Annotated in this window: 20 protein-coding genes, 1 tRNA gene and 1 pseudogene; 18 read left to right on the top strand and 4 right to left on the bottom strand. The window is 38.4% G+C overall.

What is annotated here, in order from left to right; genetic code table 11:
- The first annotated feature begins 346 nt into the window (after positions 1-346).
- From PATL70BA_RS04040 to PATL70BA_RS04015, 6 genes are all read left to right on the top strand, one after another.
- Positions 347-1600, top strand: a complete 1254-nt coding sequence (locus PATL70BA_RS04040; RefSeq protein ID WP_125136179.1) for an HD-GYP domain-containing protein — start codon at positions 347-349, stop codon at positions 1598-1600.
- Positions 1601-1725: 125 nt separating this feature from the next.
- Entirely contained in the window at positions 1726-2907 is a 1182-nt protein-coding gene (locus PATL70BA_RS04035; protein ID WP_172596092.1) for a glycosyltransferase family 4 protein, read from the top strand.
- Between the two features lies 1 nt (position 2908).
- Positions 2909-3235 carry a hypothetical protein gene (locus tag PATL70BA_RS04030; protein WP_125136177.1) on the top strand — a complete coding sequence of 109 codons (327 nt, stop codon included), beginning with the start codon at positions 2909-2911 and terminating at the stop codon, positions 3233-3235.
- A 15-nt stretch (positions 3236-3250) separates the two neighbouring features.
- Entirely contained in the window at positions 3251-5587 is a 2337-nt protein-coding gene (locus PATL70BA_RS04025; protein WP_172596091.1) for a hypothetical protein, read from the top strand.
- 96 nt (positions 5588-5683) lie between these two features.
- Positions 5684-6523 carry a PhzF family phenazine biosynthesis protein gene (locus tag PATL70BA_RS04020; RefSeq protein ID WP_125136175.1) on the top strand — a complete coding sequence of 280 codons (840 nt, stop codon included), beginning with the start codon at positions 5684-5686 and terminating at the stop codon, positions 6521-6523.
- Between the two features lie 137 nt (positions 6524-6660).
- Positions 6661-7326, top strand: a complete 666-nt coding sequence (locus tag PATL70BA_RS04015) for a class I SAM-dependent methyltransferase (RefSeq protein WP_125136174.1) — start codon at positions 6661-6663, stop codon at positions 7324-7326.
- On the opposite strand, the gene PATL70BA_RS04010 is transcribed toward PATL70BA_RS04015, so the two are convergent.
- Positions 7321-8676: an MATE family efflux transporter gene (locus PATL70BA_RS04010; RefSeq protein ID WP_172596090.1), complete on the bottom strand. Its 1356-nt coding sequence runs from the start codon at positions 8674-8676 to the stop codon at positions 7321-7323. The genes PATL70BA_RS04015 and PATL70BA_RS04010 overlap by 6 nt on opposite strands.
- Before the next feature lie 238 nt (positions 8677-8914).
- On the opposite strand from PATL70BA_RS04010, the gene PATL70BA_RS04005 reads away from it, so the two are divergent.
- Together PATL70BA_RS04005 and PATL70BA_RS04000 are read left to right on the top strand one after the other, a co-directional pair.
- Positions 8915-9712 (top strand): hypothetical protein, encoded by a 798-nt coding sequence (locus PATL70BA_RS04005; protein ID WP_125136172.1) that lies wholly within the window; start codon positions 8915-8917, stop codon positions 9710-9712.
- Complete coding sequence (locus tag PATL70BA_RS04000; RefSeq protein WP_125136171.1) at positions 9705-10532, top strand: helix-turn-helix domain-containing protein; 828 nt, start codon at positions 9705-9707, stop codon at positions 10530-10532. Before PATL70BA_RS04005 ends, PATL70BA_RS04000 begins: the two co-directional genes overlap by 8 nt.
- A gap of 96 nt (positions 10533-10628) precedes the next feature.
- On the opposite strand, the gene PATL70BA_RS03995 is transcribed toward PATL70BA_RS04000, so the two are convergent.
- Positions 10629-12527, bottom strand: coding sequence for an ABC-F family ATP-binding cassette domain-containing protein (locus PATL70BA_RS03995; RefSeq protein ID WP_125136170.1), 1899 nt, complete (start codon positions 12525-12527; stop codon positions 10629-10631).
- 449 nt (positions 12528-12976) lie between these two features.
- Here PATL70BA_RS03995 and PATL70BA_RS03990 point away from each other — a divergent pair, with 449 nt between their 5' ends.
- On the top strand, positions 12977-13849 hold the full coding sequence (locus PATL70BA_RS03990; RefSeq protein WP_172596089.1) for a radical SAM/SPASM domain-containing protein: 873 nt from the start codon (positions 12977-12979) through the stop codon (positions 13847-13849).
- Positions 13850-13962: 113 nt separating this feature from the next.
- On the opposite strand, the gene PATL70BA_RS03985 is transcribed toward PATL70BA_RS03990, so the two are convergent.
- Together PATL70BA_RS03985 and PATL70BA_RS03980 are read right to left on the bottom strand one after the other, a co-directional pair.
- Positions 13963-14844 (bottom strand): hypothetical protein, encoded by an 882-nt coding sequence (locus tag PATL70BA_RS03985; protein ID WP_125136168.1) that lies wholly within the window; start codon positions 14842-14844, stop codon positions 13963-13965.
- Between the two features lie 4 nt (positions 14845-14848).
- Positions 14849-15211: a response regulator transcription factor gene (locus tag PATL70BA_RS03980; protein WP_125136167.1), complete on the bottom strand. Its 363-nt coding sequence runs from the start codon at positions 15209-15211 to the stop codon at positions 14849-14851.
- 305 nt (positions 15212-15516) lie between these two features.
- Here PATL70BA_RS03980 and PATL70BA_RS03975 point away from each other — a divergent pair, with 305 nt between their 5' ends.
- The 9 genes and pseudogenes from PATL70BA_RS03975 (at position 15517) to PATL70BA_RS03940 (ending at position 21395) form a co-directional block, all read left to right on the top strand.
- Positions 15517-15870: a UPF0236 family transposase-like protein gene (locus tag PATL70BA_RS03975; RefSeq protein WP_125136166.1), complete on the top strand. Its 354-nt coding sequence runs from the start codon at positions 15517-15519 to the stop codon at positions 15868-15870.
- Complete coding sequence (locus PATL70BA_RS03970) at positions 15867-16118, top strand: UPF0236 family transposase-like protein (RefSeq protein ID WP_172596088.1); 252 nt, start codon at positions 15867-15869, stop codon at positions 16116-16118. Before PATL70BA_RS03975 ends, PATL70BA_RS03970 begins: the two co-directional genes overlap by 4 nt.
- Before the next feature lie 32 nt (positions 16119-16150).
- Positions 16151-16540, top strand: a complete 390-nt coding sequence (locus PATL70BA_RS16720; RefSeq protein WP_125136164.1) for a UPF0236 family transposase-like protein — start codon at positions 16151-16153, stop codon at positions 16538-16540.
- Positions 16537-16725, top strand: a pseudogene (locus tag PATL70BA_RS17080) (UPF0236 family transposase-like protein); the annotation flags it as partial. The gene PATL70BA_RS16720 and the pseudogene PATL70BA_RS17080, both read left to right, overlap by 4 nt.
- A 21-nt stretch (positions 16726-16746) precedes the next feature.
- Complete coding sequence (locus tag PATL70BA_RS16855; protein WP_330510209.1) at positions 16747-16983, top strand: hypothetical protein; 237 nt, start codon at positions 16747-16749, stop codon at positions 16981-16983.
- A 420-nt stretch (positions 16984-17403) separates the two neighbouring features.
- Positions 17404-17477: transfer RNA gene (locus tag PATL70BA_RS03955), tRNA-Pro, on the top strand.
- Positions 17478-18150: 673 nt separating this feature from the next.
- Positions 18151-18600: a hypothetical protein gene (locus PATL70BA_RS03950; protein ID WP_125136162.1), complete on the top strand. Its 450-nt coding sequence runs from the start codon at positions 18151-18153 to the stop codon at positions 18598-18600.
- 8 nt (positions 18601-18608) lie between these two features.
- The gene (locus PATL70BA_RS03945; protein WP_125136161.1) at positions 18609-19622 is read left to right on the top strand and encodes a serine/threonine-protein kinase; all 1014 of its coding nucleotides are present in this window, start codon (positions 18609-18611) and stop codon (positions 19620-19622) included.
- A gap of 1077 nt (positions 19623-20699) precedes the next feature.
- Positions 20700-21395, top strand: coding sequence for a toll/interleukin-1 receptor domain-containing protein (locus PATL70BA_RS03940; protein WP_125136160.1), 696 nt, complete (start codon positions 20700-20702; stop codon positions 21393-21395).
- Positions 21396-21776: the final 381 nt, after the last annotated feature.

Genomic DNA, 21776 nt, shown 5'->3' with positions numbered 1-21776 from the left:
ATTAATTATTATTGCCTACACATAACTATTACCAAAATTTCGCGCTAACTTATAAATCCTATATTCTTTAGTAATTTAAGAAGAATTTAGTAGTACCTTTTTAAGATTAACATTTAATACACCCTCTTTCAACAATAGGTTTTTAATTGATAGAGAAGATATCCATTTTGATAGTAACCACCTATGGAGGTTAAAATAAAATAGCGATAAAATGCATCACATGCTTGAATAAAGAAGTGATGCATTTTTTACAAGTTTTTTCATTTCTATATAAACTTCAGTGTAAAAAATGTATAATAATGATAAGAAACACCATAAACTTGGTGAGTGATACAAGGAGGTCGTTATGATCTATGATCTTAAGATGTTCGATGTCATGTCCGCGTTTATTAATGCGATTGATGTGGTTAACCCGATTCTAAAACATCATCATAGGCGTGTAGCCATTATCGCCTACTACCTAGGTGAGGCTTGTGGATTGAATACCTTTCAACAATCTAACTTAATATTGGCATGTAGCCTTCATGATATTGGTGCCTTAACGGTAAAAGATAGCCTTGAACTCAAAGAACTGGATGTTGTGAATCCGGAAGCACATGAACGCTTAGGTGCAGGTATTATATCTTCTTTCACACCTTTTGAGCACATGAGTAAAATCATTCGCCATCATCATGTAAAAGCTTCCGACAAAGCCATTAATGATGAACTGGCGGTGCCCTATGAATCCTTTATCTTGCATTTGGCGGACCGAATTGAAATACTTTTAAAAACGGATGAGCTCGCACTGAACCAAAAAGCATATGTTATAAGTACTCTTAGTGAGTTGAAGGGTAGTTTGTTTGATGAGACCGTTTATCGTGCTTTTTTAGATTTGGCTGAAAAAGAGCAATTCTGGTTTGACATTGACTATATGGGTATGCATGACCTTCTGGAAAAGGTTGATTTCGATTGCTTTTCTATTGAAAACAATCTTGCGACGGTCAACGATCTTGTTGCAACCTTAAGTAAAGTAATCGATTACAAATCACGTTATACAGCAGCACACTCTGCTCGCGTGGCTCATGTTGCATTCAGGCTTGCAAAACAAATGAGTTTGGAAGATAAGGTTTGTTCCGGTATTAAATTAGCAGCCTATATGCATGACTTTGGCAAGATCGCCATTCCTACAGAGATATTGGAAAAACCCACGTCTCTAACCAAGGAAGAGTTTAACATTATGATGACGCATCCCTATTATACGTATGAAATATTAAAACATGTAAAAGGTATAGAAGAACTAGCGATGTGGGCAGGTTCCCACCATGAAAAATTGGATAATTCCGGATACCCGAAGAAAACGAAGGCACAAAATATAGGCATAGAGATTCAGATTATTATATACGCGGATATTTTTTCGGCACTCTCAGAAGACCGACCTTATAGAAGATCCATGGAACTGGATAAGGTCATGGAAACGATTAAGAATGAATATAAAGGTATTGTTGGTAGTACCGTTTATGAAGTAATGCTTCCGATGGCAGAACCACTTTTTTGTGAAATCAAGGAGATTCGTGAGACGATTAATGAAGAATATGATCATATCATCCATCCGGTAAATTAAAGTATAGCGTTTTACATTGTGAAAAAAACTTTACATAGGCGCCAAAAAGGCTTAACCTTCATATGATATCTTTTAGGTGATAGAGAAGATATCCATTTTGATGGTAGCCACCTATGGAGGTTAAAATGAAAATAGCGATTTTTACAGATACTTTTTTACCACAGGTCAATGGTGTCACCAATACCTTAAGACGATTTGGCGAATATTTAAAAGCCAATCATATTGACTACATTTTTGTAACACCAGAACAAAAAAGTGAAAGTGATCTACCCTACAATATCGAAGCTTTTTTATCTACGCCTTTCTTTTTATATCCTGAATGCCGTCTTACGTTTCCTAACTTAATTCGATTAAACAAAAGGCTAGATGCTTTTGGACCGGACATCATATTTACAATGACGGAATTCACTATGGGTCTATGTGGTCTAAACTATGGTAAAACACATAATATTCCTGTAGTCTCTAACTATTCTACGAACTTCTCGACCATACTGAAATCTTATAAACTAGGTGTCCTAGAAAAACTGACAGATAAATATTTGGCATGGTTTCACCAAGAAGCCACTAGAACCGTAACCCCTTCCGTTGAATCTGAAAAAATATTGAAAAAGTTGGGTGTTTTAAGAACGGGTATTTTTGGTAGGGGGATTGATTTTGACCATTTCTCAAGGGATAAGCGATCGGTCCAGCTTAGGAAAGAATTGGGTCTAGAGGGTAAACTGGGATTACTTTATGTGGGCAGATTATCACATGAGAAGGATTTAGATGTGCTAAGAGATGCAATGCAACTTTTAAATCATACTTATTCGGATAGAATTCAACTGGTAATCACCGGCGAAGGTCCTATGGAGAATGAACTCAAAAAAACCATGCCGGATAATGTGGTATTTACCGGTTACAAAAGAGGAGAAGCATTAGCAGAAATCTATGCCAGTTGTGATATTTTTGCTTTTCCCTCCTCTTTTGAAACATTTGGCAATGTTGTGCTAGAAGCCTTTGCTTCTGGACTTCCTGTAGTTGGTGTCAATAAGGGTGGTGTAAAGACCTTGATTGATCCAGGGTATAATGGTTTCTTAGTGGAACCAAATGACAGCGAAGCCTTTGCCTTTGCTCTTGAGAGGTTGATTGTGGGAGACATAATGCGCCATCAATTTGGAACCAGAGGCAGAAATTATGCAAAAGGAAAATCTTGGGATGCTGTCTTTAACACATTATTAGAGGACTTTGCTACCATTATTCATGATTATGAACGGTTGCCAGAGCTAGAGTTGAAGTCCTATTACCAAGAAAAAAATAGTATCGCCTAATATGAAAACGCTTAATGATGAACATACGACAACTTACTTTACATTAGGTACTTATCGATTACGACATCCTTTATTCTTATTGTTCAAGCCCACGCTGGTATTGAAAAGAGGAAAAAAGGGCAAAAAATTACAAGGCACATTAAAGTGGCTGGGTTTTATAAGAAAACTACGCTTAATCAAAGAAAAAGAAACTGAGTTGGTTTTTGAAACCACCATAGACATTATTTTAATCGATGTGGTGATTCACTTCTATAATACGACTGCCTTAGAAGGTCTTATTGATACCCCTATAGGTCATCTTCGATTTACAGGCAAATGGACCAAATAAAAAATAGCTTGGAGAATGAACATGCGTCCGTTACATCCTAACTATCACATTGTTTATAATGAAAAGGAAAATTGGTTTGATTTTTCTGTATTTAATAAAAGCATTCTAGGTTCTGTCATTGTCGCGCGGGTGGGTAAAGAAAAGGCCATTGCGCTTGACATGAAGTTTGAAGTCAGAGAGGACGGGTTTGGTCCCTATGAACAATGGACAATTGAATATGGACCAGCAGAAAAAAAGAAGGGTAGTTTTACAGGCATTATTAAAGCTTACCCTTATTTTATTGTCTTTGAGACCATAAACCATCATGAGATCAAAGGCAAAAAAAATAAACATCCCTATGGTAACCCCTACATCTCCTTTCCCAGTTTTGAAGGAGAATACTTTGAGGGGAATTGTACCTGTCTAAGTTATAAAAGACAAGCCCCCTTTAACTATCCTATACAATGGAAGGGGCGGGTAATTGATAGCCTAAGAGAAGGGAAGAATAGCCCCCTCATCATAACCAATATGGCTTATGAAACAGTGGTCTTATCGCCTATGACCCACTTTTTACATGGAACGGTCAGCATTAATAAATATCCCGAACAAGTGCGATGTGGTATTCCAAGATCGGTGGAACGAATTGAAAAAGAAACCAGTTTCAAAACCTTGATGGTCATTGATACAGGTGTGAATAAGACCATGAATCTGTGGGGTGCATTGCTGCGTCAAGAGCACCGCGTTGAACCCATAGGACTTCGAGAAGATGTTTTGCTTAAATACATCAGCTATTGGACCAATGCAGGGTCCGCATACTGGTATAGGAGTATTCATAAGACTTCTTATGAAAATACATTAAAAAAACTGGTAGCCCATCATGAAAGTATTGGCCTTCATTTTGGCAGTTATCAACTGGATTCCTGGTGGTATCATAAAGATGGGGATCACTATACTTCATCTATTGTTGAGTGGGAGCCAAAAGAAGAAACGACAGGTAAGAACTTTAACTCGATGGTGACTGCGATGGCAAGAGCGAAAACCATCCCTATGTTTCAAAAAGATAAACTCTCCTATGTGCAAAGTATTTTGAAAAAGCCGATTGGTTGTCATTTTAAGCAAATATCAAAAGATGCCATCTATGTCAACGACAACAGGGAGGACTTTTTAATTGATCATTTTGCCATGCCAAAGAACAAGTCCGTGGCAAAGGATTTATTTAAAAGACTTTTTAATCATCCAAGATGGGCACTTTCATATGTGATTCATGATTGGTTGTCCTTTATGAATGAACGACATGCAGGCTTTAGAAGCATTCAGATGAGTGAAGATTATTTTGAGGGACTGGATGAAGCCTGTTTGGAAACACCGTCAAGCAACAATGAAAGTGGCCACTTGTCTCTACAATTTTGTATGACACAACCGCATATGACTTTAAACAGTGTTAAAATGCAATCCGTAACATCTATTAGAAGTACTTCGGATTCAAATAGCTTTTTTGTAGAAGGACCCAAGCGATGGCGTTGGCATCTATATGCTTCCAAAATGATTCAGGCTCTAGGGAAATATGCTTTTTATGATAACAGGAGAAGTGGAAAAAGTTCATATATATTACCAAATAAGTATGCAAAATTTGAAATGATATGGTTAGGTCTTTCCTGCGGACCCATTGGAATCGGTGATCAACTTGGAAAAGAAAATATGTCCTTAATTAAAAAGGTTATAAAATCCGATGGGGAGATTATTAAACCGGACGTGCCTGCAGTGCCTTTAGATGCTTGTTATATATACAATCCCTATGATGTATCTTCTAAAAAAGGTGTAACGGTATTTAGCTACAGTCAGATGTCATCGAATACTCAGGACTATAAAGTACTTTATTTGCTAAGCTTTAATATGAATCCTATTCGTAAGAAAGTAACCACAACCTATGCATTAAAAGAGACCCATCATACAAAAGCAGGTAGCTACGTTGTTTATGATTATTTTTCAATGACCCTTCAAGTGTGTAACGAACAAGATCTTAAGACCTATTCTATGAAGGGCAGAAAAATATATTATCATATAGGGGCGCCGATTGTTCATGGATTTGCTTATATTGGAGATGTATCCAAGCATGTCTGCGCCAGTAACCAGTTGGTGGAGCACATAGACATTGGGCCTAACTCAGTAACCATAGATATAAGCTATATAAGGCAACCACAGCAATCTCAGTGGGTATGCTATAGTCAGCATAAACCTCAAAGAATCACTAGTGACTTGACGGAGATTTCATATGAATTTAAAGAGGGGAAGTTAGTCTTTGATTTGAAAAATGTCGACTTGATAAAAGACTTGAATAAAGTTAGAATTAGAATTGAATATACAGCAAAGTAAAGGCCGCCTCATCCTATCCCTTCATATATAATTAATGTGTATTTTTGGACTTTCAATATATTGGAAGATGAGAACTAAATAAGGAGGTTGTTCATTATGACAAACCATATATATAGAGTGACTGCGTTTTCAGACAGTGTGGATGGCGGCAATCTAGCAGGTGTTGTTTTAGATGCGGATTCATTATCAGAAGAGCAAATGCTGGGAATTGCAAAAGAAGTAGGCTATTCTGAGACGGCTTTTGTTATGAAATCAACGAAAGCTGATTATAAAGTTAGATTTTTTACCCCAACGGATGAAGTTGATCTGTGTGGCCATGCCACCATTGCTACCTTTAACTTATTAAGAGACTTAGGCGTCATTACAGTTGGAGATTATACTCAAGAAACAAAGGCAGGCATTCTAGAACTTCAGGTACTTGATCACTATGTTTACATGGAGCAGAATGCACCCAAGTATTATGAGATCATGGATAAAAAAGAGATTGAAGGATGTTTTGACAGTCAACAGAGAGATTATATCGGCGACATGCCAATACAGATTGTATCAACAGGACTTAAAGACATCATCTTACAAGTTAAAGACTTAGAGACATTATTAGGGCTTAGGCCTAATCTTGAAAAGATTAACCTTATAAGCAAAAAGCATGATGTCGTCGGTATTCATGCTTTTTGTTTAGAAACCCTATCTAACGGCGAGGCACATGTAAGGAATTTTGCTCCAAGATATGGTATCAATGAAGAATCTGCAACAGGAACAGCCAATGCAGCCTTAGCCTGTTATTTAATGAAATATCAAAAGCATGAATTCCATGGAGATTTCGTCATAGAGCAAGGCTATAGCATGAAGAGACCATCAAAAATAATGGTAAAAGTAAGGGTTGCAGGTGATGATACAATGCAGGTCTATGTTGGTGGAAGTGCAGTTTTAATCTAGTGAAGATTTGCGAACCGAAAACCTAGCATTTTGATAACGGGTAAGATTATGTTATAATCTAAAGTCGATTAACTTAATTATAGTATCAATTAAGTAGGCCGTACTTTCTATTGAATCTAGACCGAAATTAATCTTCTATGAAAGGAACAACAACCATGCATAGATGTATACTCTGTAACCATGAGACCCAGTCCTTTCGTCATGAGAAATTTGACGTGACGTACTACCGTTGCTTTCATTGTGAGTTAATATCAAAAGACGCAAAAGACTTTGTATCTGAAGATGAAGCATTAAAGATCTATAATTATCATAACAACGCCATCGAAGATCCTAAATACGTAGCATATTTTAATCATTTTTTAGAAGATTCAGTTTTTGACTATACAAATGAAGGCAAGAAAGCCTTTGACTTTGGGAGTGGCCCTTCACCGGTATTGGCTCAGATTCTTGAGCGTCATTACGGCTATGAAGTGGATATTTATGATTTGTTTTATGCACCGGACAAAGTCTATGAGAATCAAAAATATGACCTGGTCACCACCACAGAAGTCGTGGAACATCTGGAAGATCCATTACCTTATTTTGAACTGTTTACATCTTTACTCAAACCGGATGGTGTATTAGCGGTTATGACACAGTTTCATAAAAATGATGATGATCTTTTCTTGAATTGGCATTATATGCGGGACATGAGTCATATCTCATTTTATACCCCAAAAACAATGGCCTACATCGCAAGCAAAGTAGGCCTTAAAGTGGTTTATACAGATGGTAATCGGTATACTACCTTTCGCCAACTATAATTTCAGTGTCGGTCGCAACCATTTACCTTGTAGTACGATGAAGATGCCGACGATACAGACAATCACATTACTGACCAACATGGCATACCAGACCCCATCACTGCCTAAGTTGGTATAATTTTTGGCCCATAAAATCATAGGAATGCGAAGCAGCCATAAACGGCTAAGAGTTAGAAAAAGAACATATAAGCTGTGACCGGATCCGGAAAAAGCACCCAGTAGAGCCTGTATAATGGCCATAAGTGGAAAAACAAAGGCCAAGACTGTCATATACCGATCACTCAGATCAATAACATGAGGATCACTGATGAAGAGACGTATGAGTGGTATTCTAAAGATATATAGGATGACACTCCCGATACTGAGTAAGCCAAAGCCCAAAGACATGGCTGTAAAAACAGACTTATTGGCACGTTCGTATTGACCGGCACCAATATTAATACCCACAAAAGTGGCCAAAGCAGCACCAAGACCAAAAGCCGGCATCATAACCAGTGAGGTAATACGGTTGCCAAGGCCAAAAGCAGCAACAGTGGGATCACCATAAGAAACCACATAACTGCTCATCACCGCAAAGCCAAGGGCAGAAACCGTTTGACCGACACTGGCCGGTATACCAATCTCAAACAGATTCTTCATACTCTTGATGGAAACCTTCAACTGGTCAAGGGCAATATATAGACTATCATTTGGCTTAAACATCTCATAAAGCATAAAGCCCATGACCAAAAGCTTAGATAGAACCGTTGCATAAGCAGCACCTTCTACCCCCATATTGAAAGTGAAGATGAACAAGGGATCGAGGAGCATGTTTAGAACCACAGAAATACCCAGATAAAAAGTGGGTGTTTTGGTGTCCCCTATACCTTCACGCATGGCTTTGTAGACATGAAAAAGAAAGAGAATCGGCATTTCGTAGAAAACGATCTTCAGATAAGCCACACTATAGTCAAAAAGCGCACCTTCAGCCCCCATAAGCCTTATAATAAAAGGTGTCATGGCAGAACCGATAACAGCAAAAATGGTACCGGCGATAAGTGAAATGATAAAAAATTGCGTGGCCAAAGTAACGGCGTTTTTATGTTCATTCTTACCGATAGACTGAGCAATCAAAGAGGTGGCAGCACTGGACATACCGATACTAAAAGCTAAGAAGATAAAAGTAATGGGCCATATATAGGAAATAGCGGAAAACTGAATATAACCCAGTTTTCCAACAAAATAAGCATCTGTTAGATTATAGAGGGTTTGGATAAGATTGCCAACCATAAGAGGTATGGATAATGTAACGAGCGCCTTTAGGGATGAACCCTGAAGAATCATATCTTTTCTTTGTTGTGTTCTTGACATTGGAACCTCCATAGTACGAAAATAGAATAAGCACTCATAAATTAAGATTTATAAAATAAGCATTTATAAATCAAGGATTATTATAGCACAGGATGATAGGAAGTGGGTCTATAAAGGCAGTATTTGTCAATTTTATCCACATACCTGTCATATAGGGCATGATTCATCAAGCAAAAAGAGTAAAAACTTGGCATAATAAGAACAACCAACAAAATCTAAAAAGAAAAGAGATGTTCTTATGAAAATCAAAATAGCAGAAAAAGAAGCCATGCATCTATCCGGTGTTGTTCTATACGGAGAACTCAAGCATCAAGCCTATAGCTCGACATTGTCAGGTGTTAAAAATCTAGGCTACCAAAAAGATGAGAAACACATGCATAACTTTGAAGGCGCCATTAACAAATTCGGTGACTTAATGGAATCCTTTGGCCGACACTTAGAACAAAACGCAAAGAAATGGGAAGAAAGTGCCCTGGAGTGGACCAAGAACTTTGAATTCAAAGCAGAAGAATTCGGAGACAAGATGGAAGCTTGGGGCGAACAGTTTGAGAAAAAAATGGAGTTGTGGGGCGAGCAGCTGGAAAAAGCATGGGAAGGCAGTTCGGAATGGTCAGAAGCAGCGGTTAAAAAAGAAGAAGGCATCATGGAATACGCCATCTATAGCACCTATGAGCAACTGTATGAAAAACATCTGAAAAATCACCCCAGCTTAATGAAGAAGAATCGCTTATATGAGGTCCGCATAATGGACTCAGGGCTTAATGATCACGAGGCCATGGTGTTCCTTGGCAACCGTTTTCAAGAGGGGGCGAACGTCACTTACCCGTCTGCTTCCATGACCTTTGACCCGGACAAATGGTTGGTCATCAAATTAACGGAAGATGAGTTTGCTAAGGATTGGCTAAAGCGCCTTGAAGATGTAGAATTAATAAAAGACTATATCATAGAACCTTACTTTATAATTACCCATCCGAGAGAAAAACAAGACGAATGGATTAGAATACGATGTCCTTTGGGGGTCAGAGCCGATGCATGATATGGAAATGGTACTGCATACGATTAATTATATAGAAGATCACCTTAAAGAGAAATTAAGCGTGGATCAGATTTCGGATGTGGCCGGTTTTTCCAAATACCATTTTACCATGCTTTTTTCAAAGATGACCGGTTTGTCCCCTTATGACTATTACCGCGGACGCAAAGTTACAGAAGCCATTCATTATATGGAAGAGAAATCCTGTAAGATTATTGAAGCGGCATATGAATTCGGATTTGGTAGTCCGGAAGTTTTTGGAAGGGCCTGTAGCGCTGTATTTGGAAAAGTACCTTCCGCCATTCGAAAAGAAGTGGAGGCAGGCGTCTTTACAGGCGTTAAGAGAATGGATGAAGCCTATCTATGGTTTGTTAGTTCTTATAACCGTAAGCCGGTGTTAAAGTTCATGTCAGACCTGGAGCTTCTAGGCATCGGGTATTTTTCTGAGAACTCCTTTGAGACTTTGCGCCATATGACGAGAGAACAACTGGCGGGTTTAGACACAGACAATACCAAAGAAATATACAAAGTCAGTTGGCTAAGCAAAGGCCCCAAAGGCTATATGAATTTTATCGGCAAACAAAGCAGGGGCGAAGCCGATAATGAAAGCCATCTGATTAAGAAAATTCCCAAGATGGCCTATTTGCTCTTTGATATGATTGAAGACGTTGGTCAAATCGACTATTTTATGTCCTATATCTATAACCACTACTTGCCAGCAAGTCCCTACAAAGAAGCTTTGCCTTATCATCTAGAGGTTATGTCGGTAGAAGGACAAGCTAGAAACAGCCGCCTATTTATTCCGGTTGTACCAAGGTCTTAACCAGATTACGGTTAAAGGACCAAAACTAAGTTTCACTAAATTCACATCCAAGTGCATGCAAAAGTTCAACTATATAGTTTTGACACTTTAACCATATTACTGACTCTGAATCTGAGCATCTAAGTCGCTTAGATATTCATACCGCTCCATCTTATCTAAAAGAAGCGCTTCAAGGGCTTCTTTTTTTGTGCTCAATTCCTGTAAGAGAACAAAGTCACTTTGGCAAGCCGAGAGAGCATCCTCAACTTGACCCAGTTGATCTTCAAGGTCTTCCATCTCAGCTTCTATGGTTTCATACTCTTTCTTTTCCTGATAAGTCATTTTTAGACGATCGGTTTTGACTTTACCTGTTTTACTCTGAGACGAAACAGTATTTTTTTCCACATCATCGTCTAAGTGAACCTCTTTGTATGCCATATACTCCGTATAGTTGCCGGTAAAAACAACCACTTGACCATCGGCTTCGAAGGAGAAGATCTTGTTACAGACCCGGTCAAGGAAGTACCGGTCATGAGAGACGACGATGACAATACCCTTAAAATCATCTAAGTAAGCTTCAAGAACCTTTAGAGTGTCAATGTCCAAATCATTGGTAGGCTCATCAAGAACCAGCACATTGGGTGCCATCATAAGGTTCTTAAGAAGATAGAGCCGTCTTTTCTCACCACCGGACATCGAGTTAATGGGGGCGTATTGAAGCTCACTGTCAAAAAGAAACCGCTCCATCATAGCAGAAGCAGACAGCTTGTACCCATCTTCTGTGGAGATGTATTCCGCTGTTTCTTTAATATAGTCAATAGCCCTAAGTGTTTCATCCATGTCTTGGGCTTCTTGAGAGAAGTAGCTGATGTTTAGGGTAGGCCCGTGCTCAACGTTACCGTCGGTTAGTGGTACATTGCCTAGAATGCCGTTTAGTAAAGTAGTTTTGCCGGCACCGTTTGGACCGATAATACCCACACGGTCATCCGGTAGGAAGGTATAACTCAGCCCTTCAAAAAGCAATAAGTCATCGTAGGCTTTTTTGACCGACGTCAGTTCAATGGTCTTTTTACCCAGTCTTGTATAGCCGACAGAGATTTCAACTTGTGAATCGTCTCTAAGATAAGAAGTATCTTCCAAAGTCTCAAAACGGTCAATTCTGGCTTTTTGCTTGGTGGTTCGAGCTTTTGCACCTCTTCGAATCCAAGCCAGTTCTCTGCGGTAGAGGTTTTCACGTTTACGTTCTAAGGATTCAGACATAGCCATACGTTCCATTTTTTTCTGAAGAAAAGTGGTGTAATTACCATCATAGGTATAGATGGCAGCGTGATCAATCTCGACAATCCGTGTGGTAACCCTATCAAGGAAATACCGGTCGTGGGTAATCATTAGCAGAGCACCGGAGCGACGTTCAAGATAGGACTCCAGCCAATCGATGGTGGCATTGTCCATATGGTTCGTAGGCTCATCAAGAATTAAGAGATCACAAGGTACAATGAGCGCCGAGGCTAAGGCAAGACGCTTTTTTTGTCCACCGGAGAGTTGCTTGACCGGTTGTTCAAAGTCCGTTATGGATAACTTAGTAAGGATGGTTTTGACCTGACTCTCCAGATCCCATAGATCCAGATGGGTCATCTCTTCCGAGCATTTCATCAGGGCTTCCTGAACCTTGGTATCAGATGGCGCCTTAGCAGATTTTAACAGGGCGGCTTCATAATTACGTAAGACCTGAAGTGTCTGGGAATCGCCTTTTAAGACTTGCTCAAGAACGGTTAAATCGTCATAGAACTGAGGAGATTGGGGCAGATATTCGATGGTTGTATTTTTAGGCATAGTTTTTTGTCCGGTATCCATGGATTCCAGTCCGGCGATGATCTTCAGTAAGGTGGACTTACCGGTGCCGTTGATACCGATGATGCCGATCTTGTCTTCTTTGCCAATAACAAAGCTTATATCTTTAAAAAGTGTTTTCATACCGTAGTTTTTGCTTAAGTTTTCCAGTGTAATGAATGCCATAGTTGTACCTTCCTTGTATCATAAGTGTATAACTGAGAAATTATTGTTGAACACATAGATGGTTAAGGTGTCAAAACTATATAGTTGAACTTTCACAGACAATATATAGTTACGAATGTATCTACGTAATCTACATATTGTGTGTGAATTTAGTGAAACTTAGTTTTGACCCTTTAACCATAGATGTGTTTATTATATAGCAGTTTCAGATGCCATGCAATACGATTCATGATGCATCCGGTTATATCTGGCTCTATCAGATTATATAAAGTGATATCAGATTATATAGAAAGAAGGCTTGATTTTAGAACGTAATAGCTATAGTATGGTGAGAGAGTCATAACTAAGTCTTATAAGTTCAACGTACATTGTATGACGCCTAAGGCAATAATAGAAAAATAGATTAAAATCAAAATCAAGATTAAAATTAAAATAGAATGGATAGACATATGAAAACTTTTAAAAGAATCTATATAGAGATCACCAATACATGTAATCTGTCATGCTCCTTTTGTCCACCGTCAGAGAGAGCACCAAGGACCATGACACCTTCAGAGTTTGAAGCCATCTTAAATAAGCTCAAAGGCCATGGTAAGTATATCTACTTGCATATCAAAGGTGAGCCTTTGCTTCATGATCAGATTGCTTTATTGCTTGAGATGTCCCATAATCATGGGTTTCAAGTGAACCTAACCACCAACGGTACTTTATTACAGCAGCAAAAAGAGATTCTCCTTCGTGCCAAAGCCCTAAGACAGGTCAGTATCTCCCTTCAAAGCTTTGAAACAATTGGTAATAATGAGGCTCATCAAGCCTATTTGGAATCGGTGACGGATTTTGTAGAAGAAGGTCTAAGAACCAGTCCCATAATTTTCGAACTACGATTATGGAATCTGGACCTGAGCCAGTTAGGAAGTCCAATATATGAGAAGAATCAGAAGGTCCTGCATTATCTCAAGACGGCTTTTGATCTTCAAGAAGAACTTACAGAAGTCTTATCGGAAGGAAAAGGCTTGAAGCTAAAAGAACGCCTCTATCTTAGTCAAAGTTATGTTTTCAAGTGGCCCAGTCTGGAGGGGGAGATCCTTCACGAGACAGGTACTTGCTATGGCCTAAGACAACAAATTGGTATATTGGCCAATGGTGATGTGGTACCCTGTTGCCTAGATGCGGAAGGCGCTGTGGTGCTTGGTAATATTTTCACTGAGACCATGGAAGAGATCTTGGATAAAAAGAGGACAAAGACTATGATTCAAGGCTTTGAAACAAGCCAATTAACAGAAGCCCTATGTCAGCGTTGTGGTTATAGAGAGCGATTTTAAAAAAAGTTCACCAGTATGGTAGAAGTCAAAATAATTGACTTTTTCCATACAGGTGAACTTTTATTATATTATATCTAATTTATTTCTCGTTTATATCTCGTTTATATCTATGTTTATAATTGTCCGATAATGAGATCAATAACACCAAAGCTTGTATAGATAGGGATATGATAGAGCTGATTGGAGGGGGTTAGAGTGGAATCTTCCAGGTAAGACTGAACATCCAAAGTCATCTCAATACCTTCATCCGATAAGTTGACGGTGAAGAGACCGTTGTGGAAGTTGAGGAACTCACCAGCCGCATCAATCGGGTATTCTTCAATCTTGTCAAACTTTTCATCTGCATAACGACCTGCCAGAGTAATAAAAGGAAGTTCTTCGCCGGATAGACCTGTGAAGATGCGTGCATCACCGGTTATGGTTTGTCGAACTAAGTGGGGCAGTTGTATGGTATCTATTTTCTCCACGCGGTCAATACGAAGGTCTGCATCGATAAAACGAATCATGTTTTTGAGGAAAAGGGTCACATAATCACTGTAATGCTTGGATAATGTGCTTTCTCCAAAAGCCAGAAAAGCATGGACCACCATTTCAACATTGTTGTGTTTCAGGGCATCCAGTTGTTCATCGGTCAAACCATGTTCTTTTTTATAATTGTTGATTTCTTTTTCAAAACCTTCTATGGTAATAAGACCATCATCAATAAGAGCTTGAGCTAAGAGCAGATGCTCCGACTTTTGCTGCTTCAGAAGAGCATCAAGTTGTACCGATGTGAGGTAGCCTTTTTCAATAGCAAGATCGCCAAAACGTTTATCTTTAAGGGCCTGTAGTTCATGGATCTCATCTACTTGACGGGCATTCATATAACCGGCATTAATGGCCAACATACCCAGCTTCAGACGTATAATTCTTTGGTTTTCCAGTACTTGACTCAGTTGTTCACCGGTCACGATCCCTTTGTTCAATAAGTAATTTCCAAAAAATGCACTAAACATAAGACTAGGCCTCCCCACCATAAGTATCTATTAACTGTTTTAATCGGCTTTCTTCACAAGGCTTCTGGATGAAGTCAATAGCGCCTATCTTAAGCGCGGTCTGCAAGTTACTTTTTGTACCGACAGAAGAAAGCATCACCACTTTGGCGTTGGCATCTTCAAGGATAATCTCAGCAAGGGATTCCAAACCATCTTTGATTGGCATCATAATATCCATAAAGACAAGATCAGGCTTATGCTCTTTATAGGCCAAAACAGCTACATCACCGTTATTCGCCTCAATAATCTCACATTCCTTAACGGCTCTTATAGATTGAATCAGTTTTTTTCGGACAGTCATACTGTCATCGCATATTAGTATTTTCATTTTGTTATCAGAGTTTCCTCCGATAGCTCACCCCTTTCAAATCATTAGCATTGTCGAGACAAGGTTACCATAAAGCCATTATAACATTAATGTCTAGTATAAAATAGTGGAAAATAATCATAAGTCTCAAAATAATGTTAATAATAGATGAAGCCATCAGAACCAAAGCAGAACGAAGTTTCCAAGAAATCCAAGTTGTTAGCGTAAAGATAGTGTCGGATAAATAAAGATAAAAGAAAAACACCAAGTTGTGATATTATAAGTTTTGCGAGAAACCAAAATATACAACGAAAGGTGTTTTTCTTATGCATATTAGTATACAACAATTTATGGAGATTGGTATCAAAAAGATTGAAAAAGTAGTAGAAAGTTTTATAAATGATGATCAAATGAATATTGGAGAGTTTGTTCTTGAGTTAGGAAAACCATTACAGGAGCTGCAACGAGAGATTATTGCAGAGACAATAGAAGGCATTGATGAGGTGTATAGAAAATCAGCATATCGAATCAATCACTACGTGGTTGAACGTGCTAGGGTCCCTAATTCATTTACAAGCACATGCGGTGAGATCAAGTACAAAAGGACTTATTTTAAGTCGAAAGAAACAGGTGAATTCATATTTCTTGCAGATAAAGCATGTGGTATTACAAAAACATGAGAAAAAGTGAAGATGTTGTTATAGAAGCCATAAAGCATGTTGTTGACACTAGCTATAGAATCAGTGGTGAACATGCAACACATACAGAAGATATTATCAGTAAACAAGCGGTCATGAAAGAGGTTCATAGCTTAGAAATACCTGCATTAATACCCTTTGTAAAGAAAAAGAGACAGGTCAAAGTCCTATATATAAATGCTGATGAAGACCATGTATCCTTACAATTCAACAATAAAAGGGAGATTTAAAAGTCGGAGAAAATGGCTATAAAAGCAACACAATAGAGCCACGTCTAGCATGTATTTTTGAGGATGTTGAGAAAGAAAGCCAAGGAAGTAAAAGAAATAGACTAATAGGAAAACACTACTTTGCAGGCGTTTACAAAAAGAGTGAAGACTTATGGGAAGAAGTGCTTGAATACATAGATGTGGTTTATGATGAAGACTATTTGGAACATATATACATCATGGGAGATGGCGCATCGTGGATAAAATCAGGAGTGGATGTGCTCGGGGCAAAGTGTCATTTTGTGCTTGATAAATTCCATTTAAACCAAGCAATTATGAGAGCTATAGGTCATCTTGGTGATTCAGTATCAGATGCAAGAAAGGCAATCTATGACGGCATAAGATCTGAAGATAAAAAGCAGTCAATACAGTCTTTGACATAGCCCTTGAGTACTCAGATAGCGAGAATAGAAAAGAACAGATAAGAAGAACCAGGGTATACATAAGCAATCACTGGGAAGCCATAATAAGACCTAATCATGATGAATATGCAAGGATGGGTTGCAGTGCAGAAGGTCAAGTGAGCCACCTCCTCTCTTCAAGGTTAAGTAGCCGTCCGCTAGGATGGTCAAAGAAAGGTGTAACTAAGATGGCAAGACTTAGAGCTTATGTAGCCAATGATGGTAAAGTATGTGATTTGATTAAATACAAGCAAGAAAAACAGCACCGCATGATTCAAGATGAGATAAAAATAGAAGTAGATAAAGAGATCAAAAGGAAACAAAAGACCTATACAGATGTTTGGAACCATCAGACAGTCGCAGGTAGTACCCGGCTAGTAGATGGCATGTATTGTCTTACAAAGAAACTAAGGGGCATCATTTGATCTACGTTTAGTAAAAGACATAAGAAAAAGTGAAATCAGATGTGTAGAGGATAAAGTTCCTGAATGACTATGTTGCAAAACGCCAGAATACAAGGATGTATTCCACCTTCGTTTGATACATGGACGTATCAACGAAGGTCGTTTGCAATGTAGTCATGGAAGGGTTTTAGCCGACGAATTTAGATATACTAAAGTCTAGTAGCCACAATCCTAAATGGACTGGCTTTTTAAGTATGCAAAATTAATGGAAAAGGTACAATGAATTATAAAACTATGATAAGATGGTTTTTACAGAACTCAAAATATCTCATCAGGATTTTTCTATCCTTACTTTTCCGACAGTAAATTAACGCGACCATCCAAGTTAAAAATATTGACAAGTATTTTAGTCAATGATACTATAAGACAGCAACAGGATTTACAGGAGTAGCTCAGTTGGCTAGAGTACTAGACTGGGGGTCTAGGGGTCGCGAGTTCGAGTCTCGTCTCTTGTATTATTGAATGAGTTGCAAGCAAAAGGTTCCATTCGAAAGAATGGAGCCTTTTTGCGTTCTCAAGGAAAGTCATACTTTAGTATTCAGCCTTAAAGCGTGGCAGAATACGTCAAAGATCTTTCCTGTCGAACCGTTCAGAAATATGAGCATAGCTCATAACGAAGCGAAGCTTCTTTTCTTGGTACTTATCTTTAACATTTAGGATAATATAGGTGCCTTTTAAGCAAAAAACACCATCAACTATTGTGTAAAACACCAAAAAGTGATAAAATTTATCAATGAGGGCATTAAATAATTGGTGATTGAGGGATTACTATGGATTTAATAGAATTTTCACACACTCTTTCCCATAAAATAAAACAATTGAATAGGAATATTATCAGAAAGCGTAAAGATAGAATCACTTCTCATCATAGATGATGCTGATTAATTGAGTATATTATAAGGCTTATCGGCATTCCCTTACATACATTTACTGGAGAATAGGACAGGCTTAAGGTTTATACTGGAATGCTAAGGTATTGTAACTGTCGAATAACTCATATCGATACACATGTATCAGAGTTTAGTTGAGCAAACAACTGATCCACTAGATCGCTTTAATAGTGCTTGACGCAATGCGTGATTTGGGAGTTAGAGGACATATTAATAAGTTTTTTGAAAGGAGAAAGGTATGAAGGTTCTAGGAGTACATTTAACTAAGAATGATTTTAGATATGCTGTGATGGAGGGGAGTAAAACTAATCCATCTTTAATTAAAAAAGATAAAGTTATTACAATAAAGAATGCTTCAGTCCCAGAACTGATGAACTGGTATGATGATAATTTCAAAAGACTAATTGAGAGGCATAATCCTGACAAGATTTCATACAGGCTAACACTTAATCCGAATAAAGAACAGCTTTTTAATCTTGAATTCCCATATGGTCTACTAAACTTAATTGCGTATGAAAAAGAAATAGACATAAGAGAATTTACGTCTCAAAGTTACACTCCATCTAAGCTGGACCTTAACAAGGGTAGTGACTTATATGAATATTGTGATACAGTTTTAGGTGACAACAAACCGTACTGGGACAAAACAACAAAATATGCGGTGTTAGCTGCGTGGTTTGAACTATAGGGGTTACTATGAATAGTATTGGAAAGTATCAGATAATAAATAGAATTGGTGGCGGCAATTTTGGGAATGTGTATTATGTATATGACAGAGCACTTCAAGTTAACAAGGCTATAAAAGTTATTGATTCTGGGGACGCACAAACACTCCTAAAACAGCTGGATGAAGCGGCCATATTATATAAATGCAAAAACAAGTATATCGTTGAGGTGAACGAGGCGAATATCATGTCTATTAATGGTAACAATACGGTTGTTATTGATATGGAATATTTGCCAGACGGCTCGTTGGAAGATCAACTAATTAGAAGTCATTTTTCATTGATTGATGCTGTTAAATATACTTGTGATGTCTTAAGTGGCTTAGAATGCGCTCATGTTAAAGGTATTATTCACCGTGATGTTAAGCCCGCAAACATTTTATTACAGGGAAAGTCTGCCAAATTATCTGATTTTGGATTAGCAATTGAACTGAATGAAGGTGAGTTTGCATCAGGGAAAGGGTATATAAGTCACTTAGCCCCTGAGTGTTTTCCAGAAAATGGGAACCCAATTACTAATATATCAACAGATATATTTGCAACAGGAATGACTCTATTTAGGCTAGTAAATAATATTGATGATTGGAGAGCCTGTATCGAGTCGATACCCAACGGGAAAGTGCATGCAATAAATGGAGTATTGTTGAAGAAAATTGGATACCAGAAGTATGTTCCAACAAAGTTGAGAAGAGTTATATTTAAAGCTTGTAATCCTGACCCGAATAAAAGATTTATGAACGTTGTGGAGTTTAGGCAGGCGTTGGAAAAACTTAATCCACAAATATACTGGTATAAACAGAATGAAGTTCAATGGACTGGACTAGAAAAAGGCTCTGGTAAAAAGCTTGAGTTATGCGTAGATAAAAAGAAATGTTATTTGAAGCGCAACAATCGTAAGGACAATAGGTATACTTACGAATATTCTAGTGCTGAAGATATTGAAAGTTATTTTGATGGAATTGTAGCTGATACAAGTTTCGGCTAAGCTCCGTAATACGTCCTCTAACAGCATGTTGACAACATGGACAGGAAAATCGGAAGGATGTCCACGTCGCCAACATGCAGAACGTTAGACGACAGTGCGACCAGCACTTGAAATAAAGGTGGTAAACCACATTTTGGGCTGTCTAAGTCGAAAGACCTTTGGACTGCGCTATCCACTTAGTGTAACTCTATCTATGGGTGCGTCATTGGTAACGATGAGGTGCTAAGCCATAGGGACAACATGGGAAATCTGCAAGCCTAAAAGCGGATGGACTGTTAGGGTAAAGGTATTGCTATGGTTAAATTAATTGAATCACCGCAAGCTTCGTTAAACGTGAACAGCGAAATAAGGCTGAAACGCTGTGACCAAAAGGTGTGAGATAGGTTCAGTGACTTTTCGTATTACTGAACAAGTGGACTATATCTTCGGAGTAAAGGTGGAACCTAAGGCAAAACGAAATGGCCAGAATGTGAAACTGGTAAGCCAATGGGTTCCGTAAGATAGGCTTTTTGCAAAGAAAGTACAATATTCAGTGGGTAAAGGAATCAGGAGAAGGCGAATGCAGACCGGTAATAGGGCTGATAGGAGTTCTAGAAATACTCCAATCCGGAAGGGTGCAGACTTCCTATAGGTGGTCCTAGCGTTAAAATGTCAGAAACTTTACGAATGTAGGAAAGCCAAAAAGCCGATGGCGGGTGCCTACAGATATGAAAATGTTAGTAGACGTTTGTATGTGGATTGCGAAAATAGGTAATGCTATTTGTTAGGTCATAACAGAGCTGATTTAGGGCTGCTTGAGCCGTATTAGGTGAAAGTCTCACGTACGGTTCTTAGGGGAGAAAGGAGAGCAATCTCCCTGACTTACCAGACTAGAGCCTCGGGTTCGCAACAGTAGTTAACAGAGATTAACTTAATTTATGAAGTTCTTATAAAGTTATTTGCAACCTACTAATTCATTGTGTTGAGATCTTATGATTATAATATAGGCATAATATCGATAATGTCAAAATTATTCTATCATCTTAATTCATTTGAGATCAGCATAAACCTGACATATGAGTATAAGGAGTATTAATAATGGCAAGATGTACAGCACCAGTAAGAGGTCACAGGACTGCAAGTGCACGTGCCGCATGTCCAGCATGTGGTGGCTCAGGCAATTATGGTTATAGAAGTTCGTATGGCTACGACAGTTATAGCAGAGTTTCTTCGAGTTCATCATCATCTTCAGGTACTAGAAGAAGTAGTAGTTCATCAAGACCTTCTTGGTCACCAGCAAGTTCATCAGTTGTATATTCGCCAACTGAAATCAGAGCGTTAACACCAATAAGACGAAGTATTGAAATTCAAAGTGTTAATACAGATAAGAGAGATGTTTTTCTTTGCCATGCATGGGATGACAGAAAGAATGTAGCTAAGGAATTGCACGATGTGCTTGAAGCTGCAGGAGTATCAGTATGGTTTAGCGAAAAGGATGTTGCGCTTGGTTCTCCTTTACTTCGCGAAATAGATAAGGGATTAGTGAAGTCACGTGTAGGAATCGTACTTGTTACACCTATATTTTTATCACGTTTAAGAGGGGAGGGTATTGCTGATAAAGAACTTTCAGTATTGCTAGCGAGAGAACTTCTGGTACCTATTATTCATAACACAACGTATGAAGAATTAAGGGATATTAGTCCACTTCTTGCCTCCAGAAGTGGCTTAAGTACAGAGGAAGATAGTATGTCAGTCATAGCTACAAAACTTTCTGAACTAGTATCGGTGGAGTGAGATTTTCCTAAGTACAATCACATTTTGGTTTTAGGTACTAGACATAATGTAGAAAGACGAAGAATTTGGAAGAATGTCGGTTGTGTGTCCCATAACAATACGTTTACGCTTCGGGTCGGCGTAAGGGACGGCTGTGGAATCTAAGCCAACCATAACCAGCCCACAAAGCCCGTCGGGACCGATTGTCGCATTAGTCACCACAGGGGTGCCATGAGCGAAAATCTCTAAGTGGCCAGAACGTCGTGAACGCAGACCGTTATATGACAACAAGAACTCGGGCAATAAAATAGGGTGCCAAATCGGCACCCAGTAAATTCAATGATTTCAAATTCAATTGTTAGAAATTCAATACTGAAATAATAACATTAGATAATAATTATG

It is taken from the genome of Petrocella atlantisensis, from assembly GCF_900538275.1.
In the GTDB taxonomy this organism is placed as follows: Bacteria; Bacillota; Clostridia; order Lachnospirales; family Vallitaleaceae; genus Petrocella; species Petrocella atlantisensis.
This window is presented reverse-complemented; position numbering and strand designations above follow the sequence as displayed.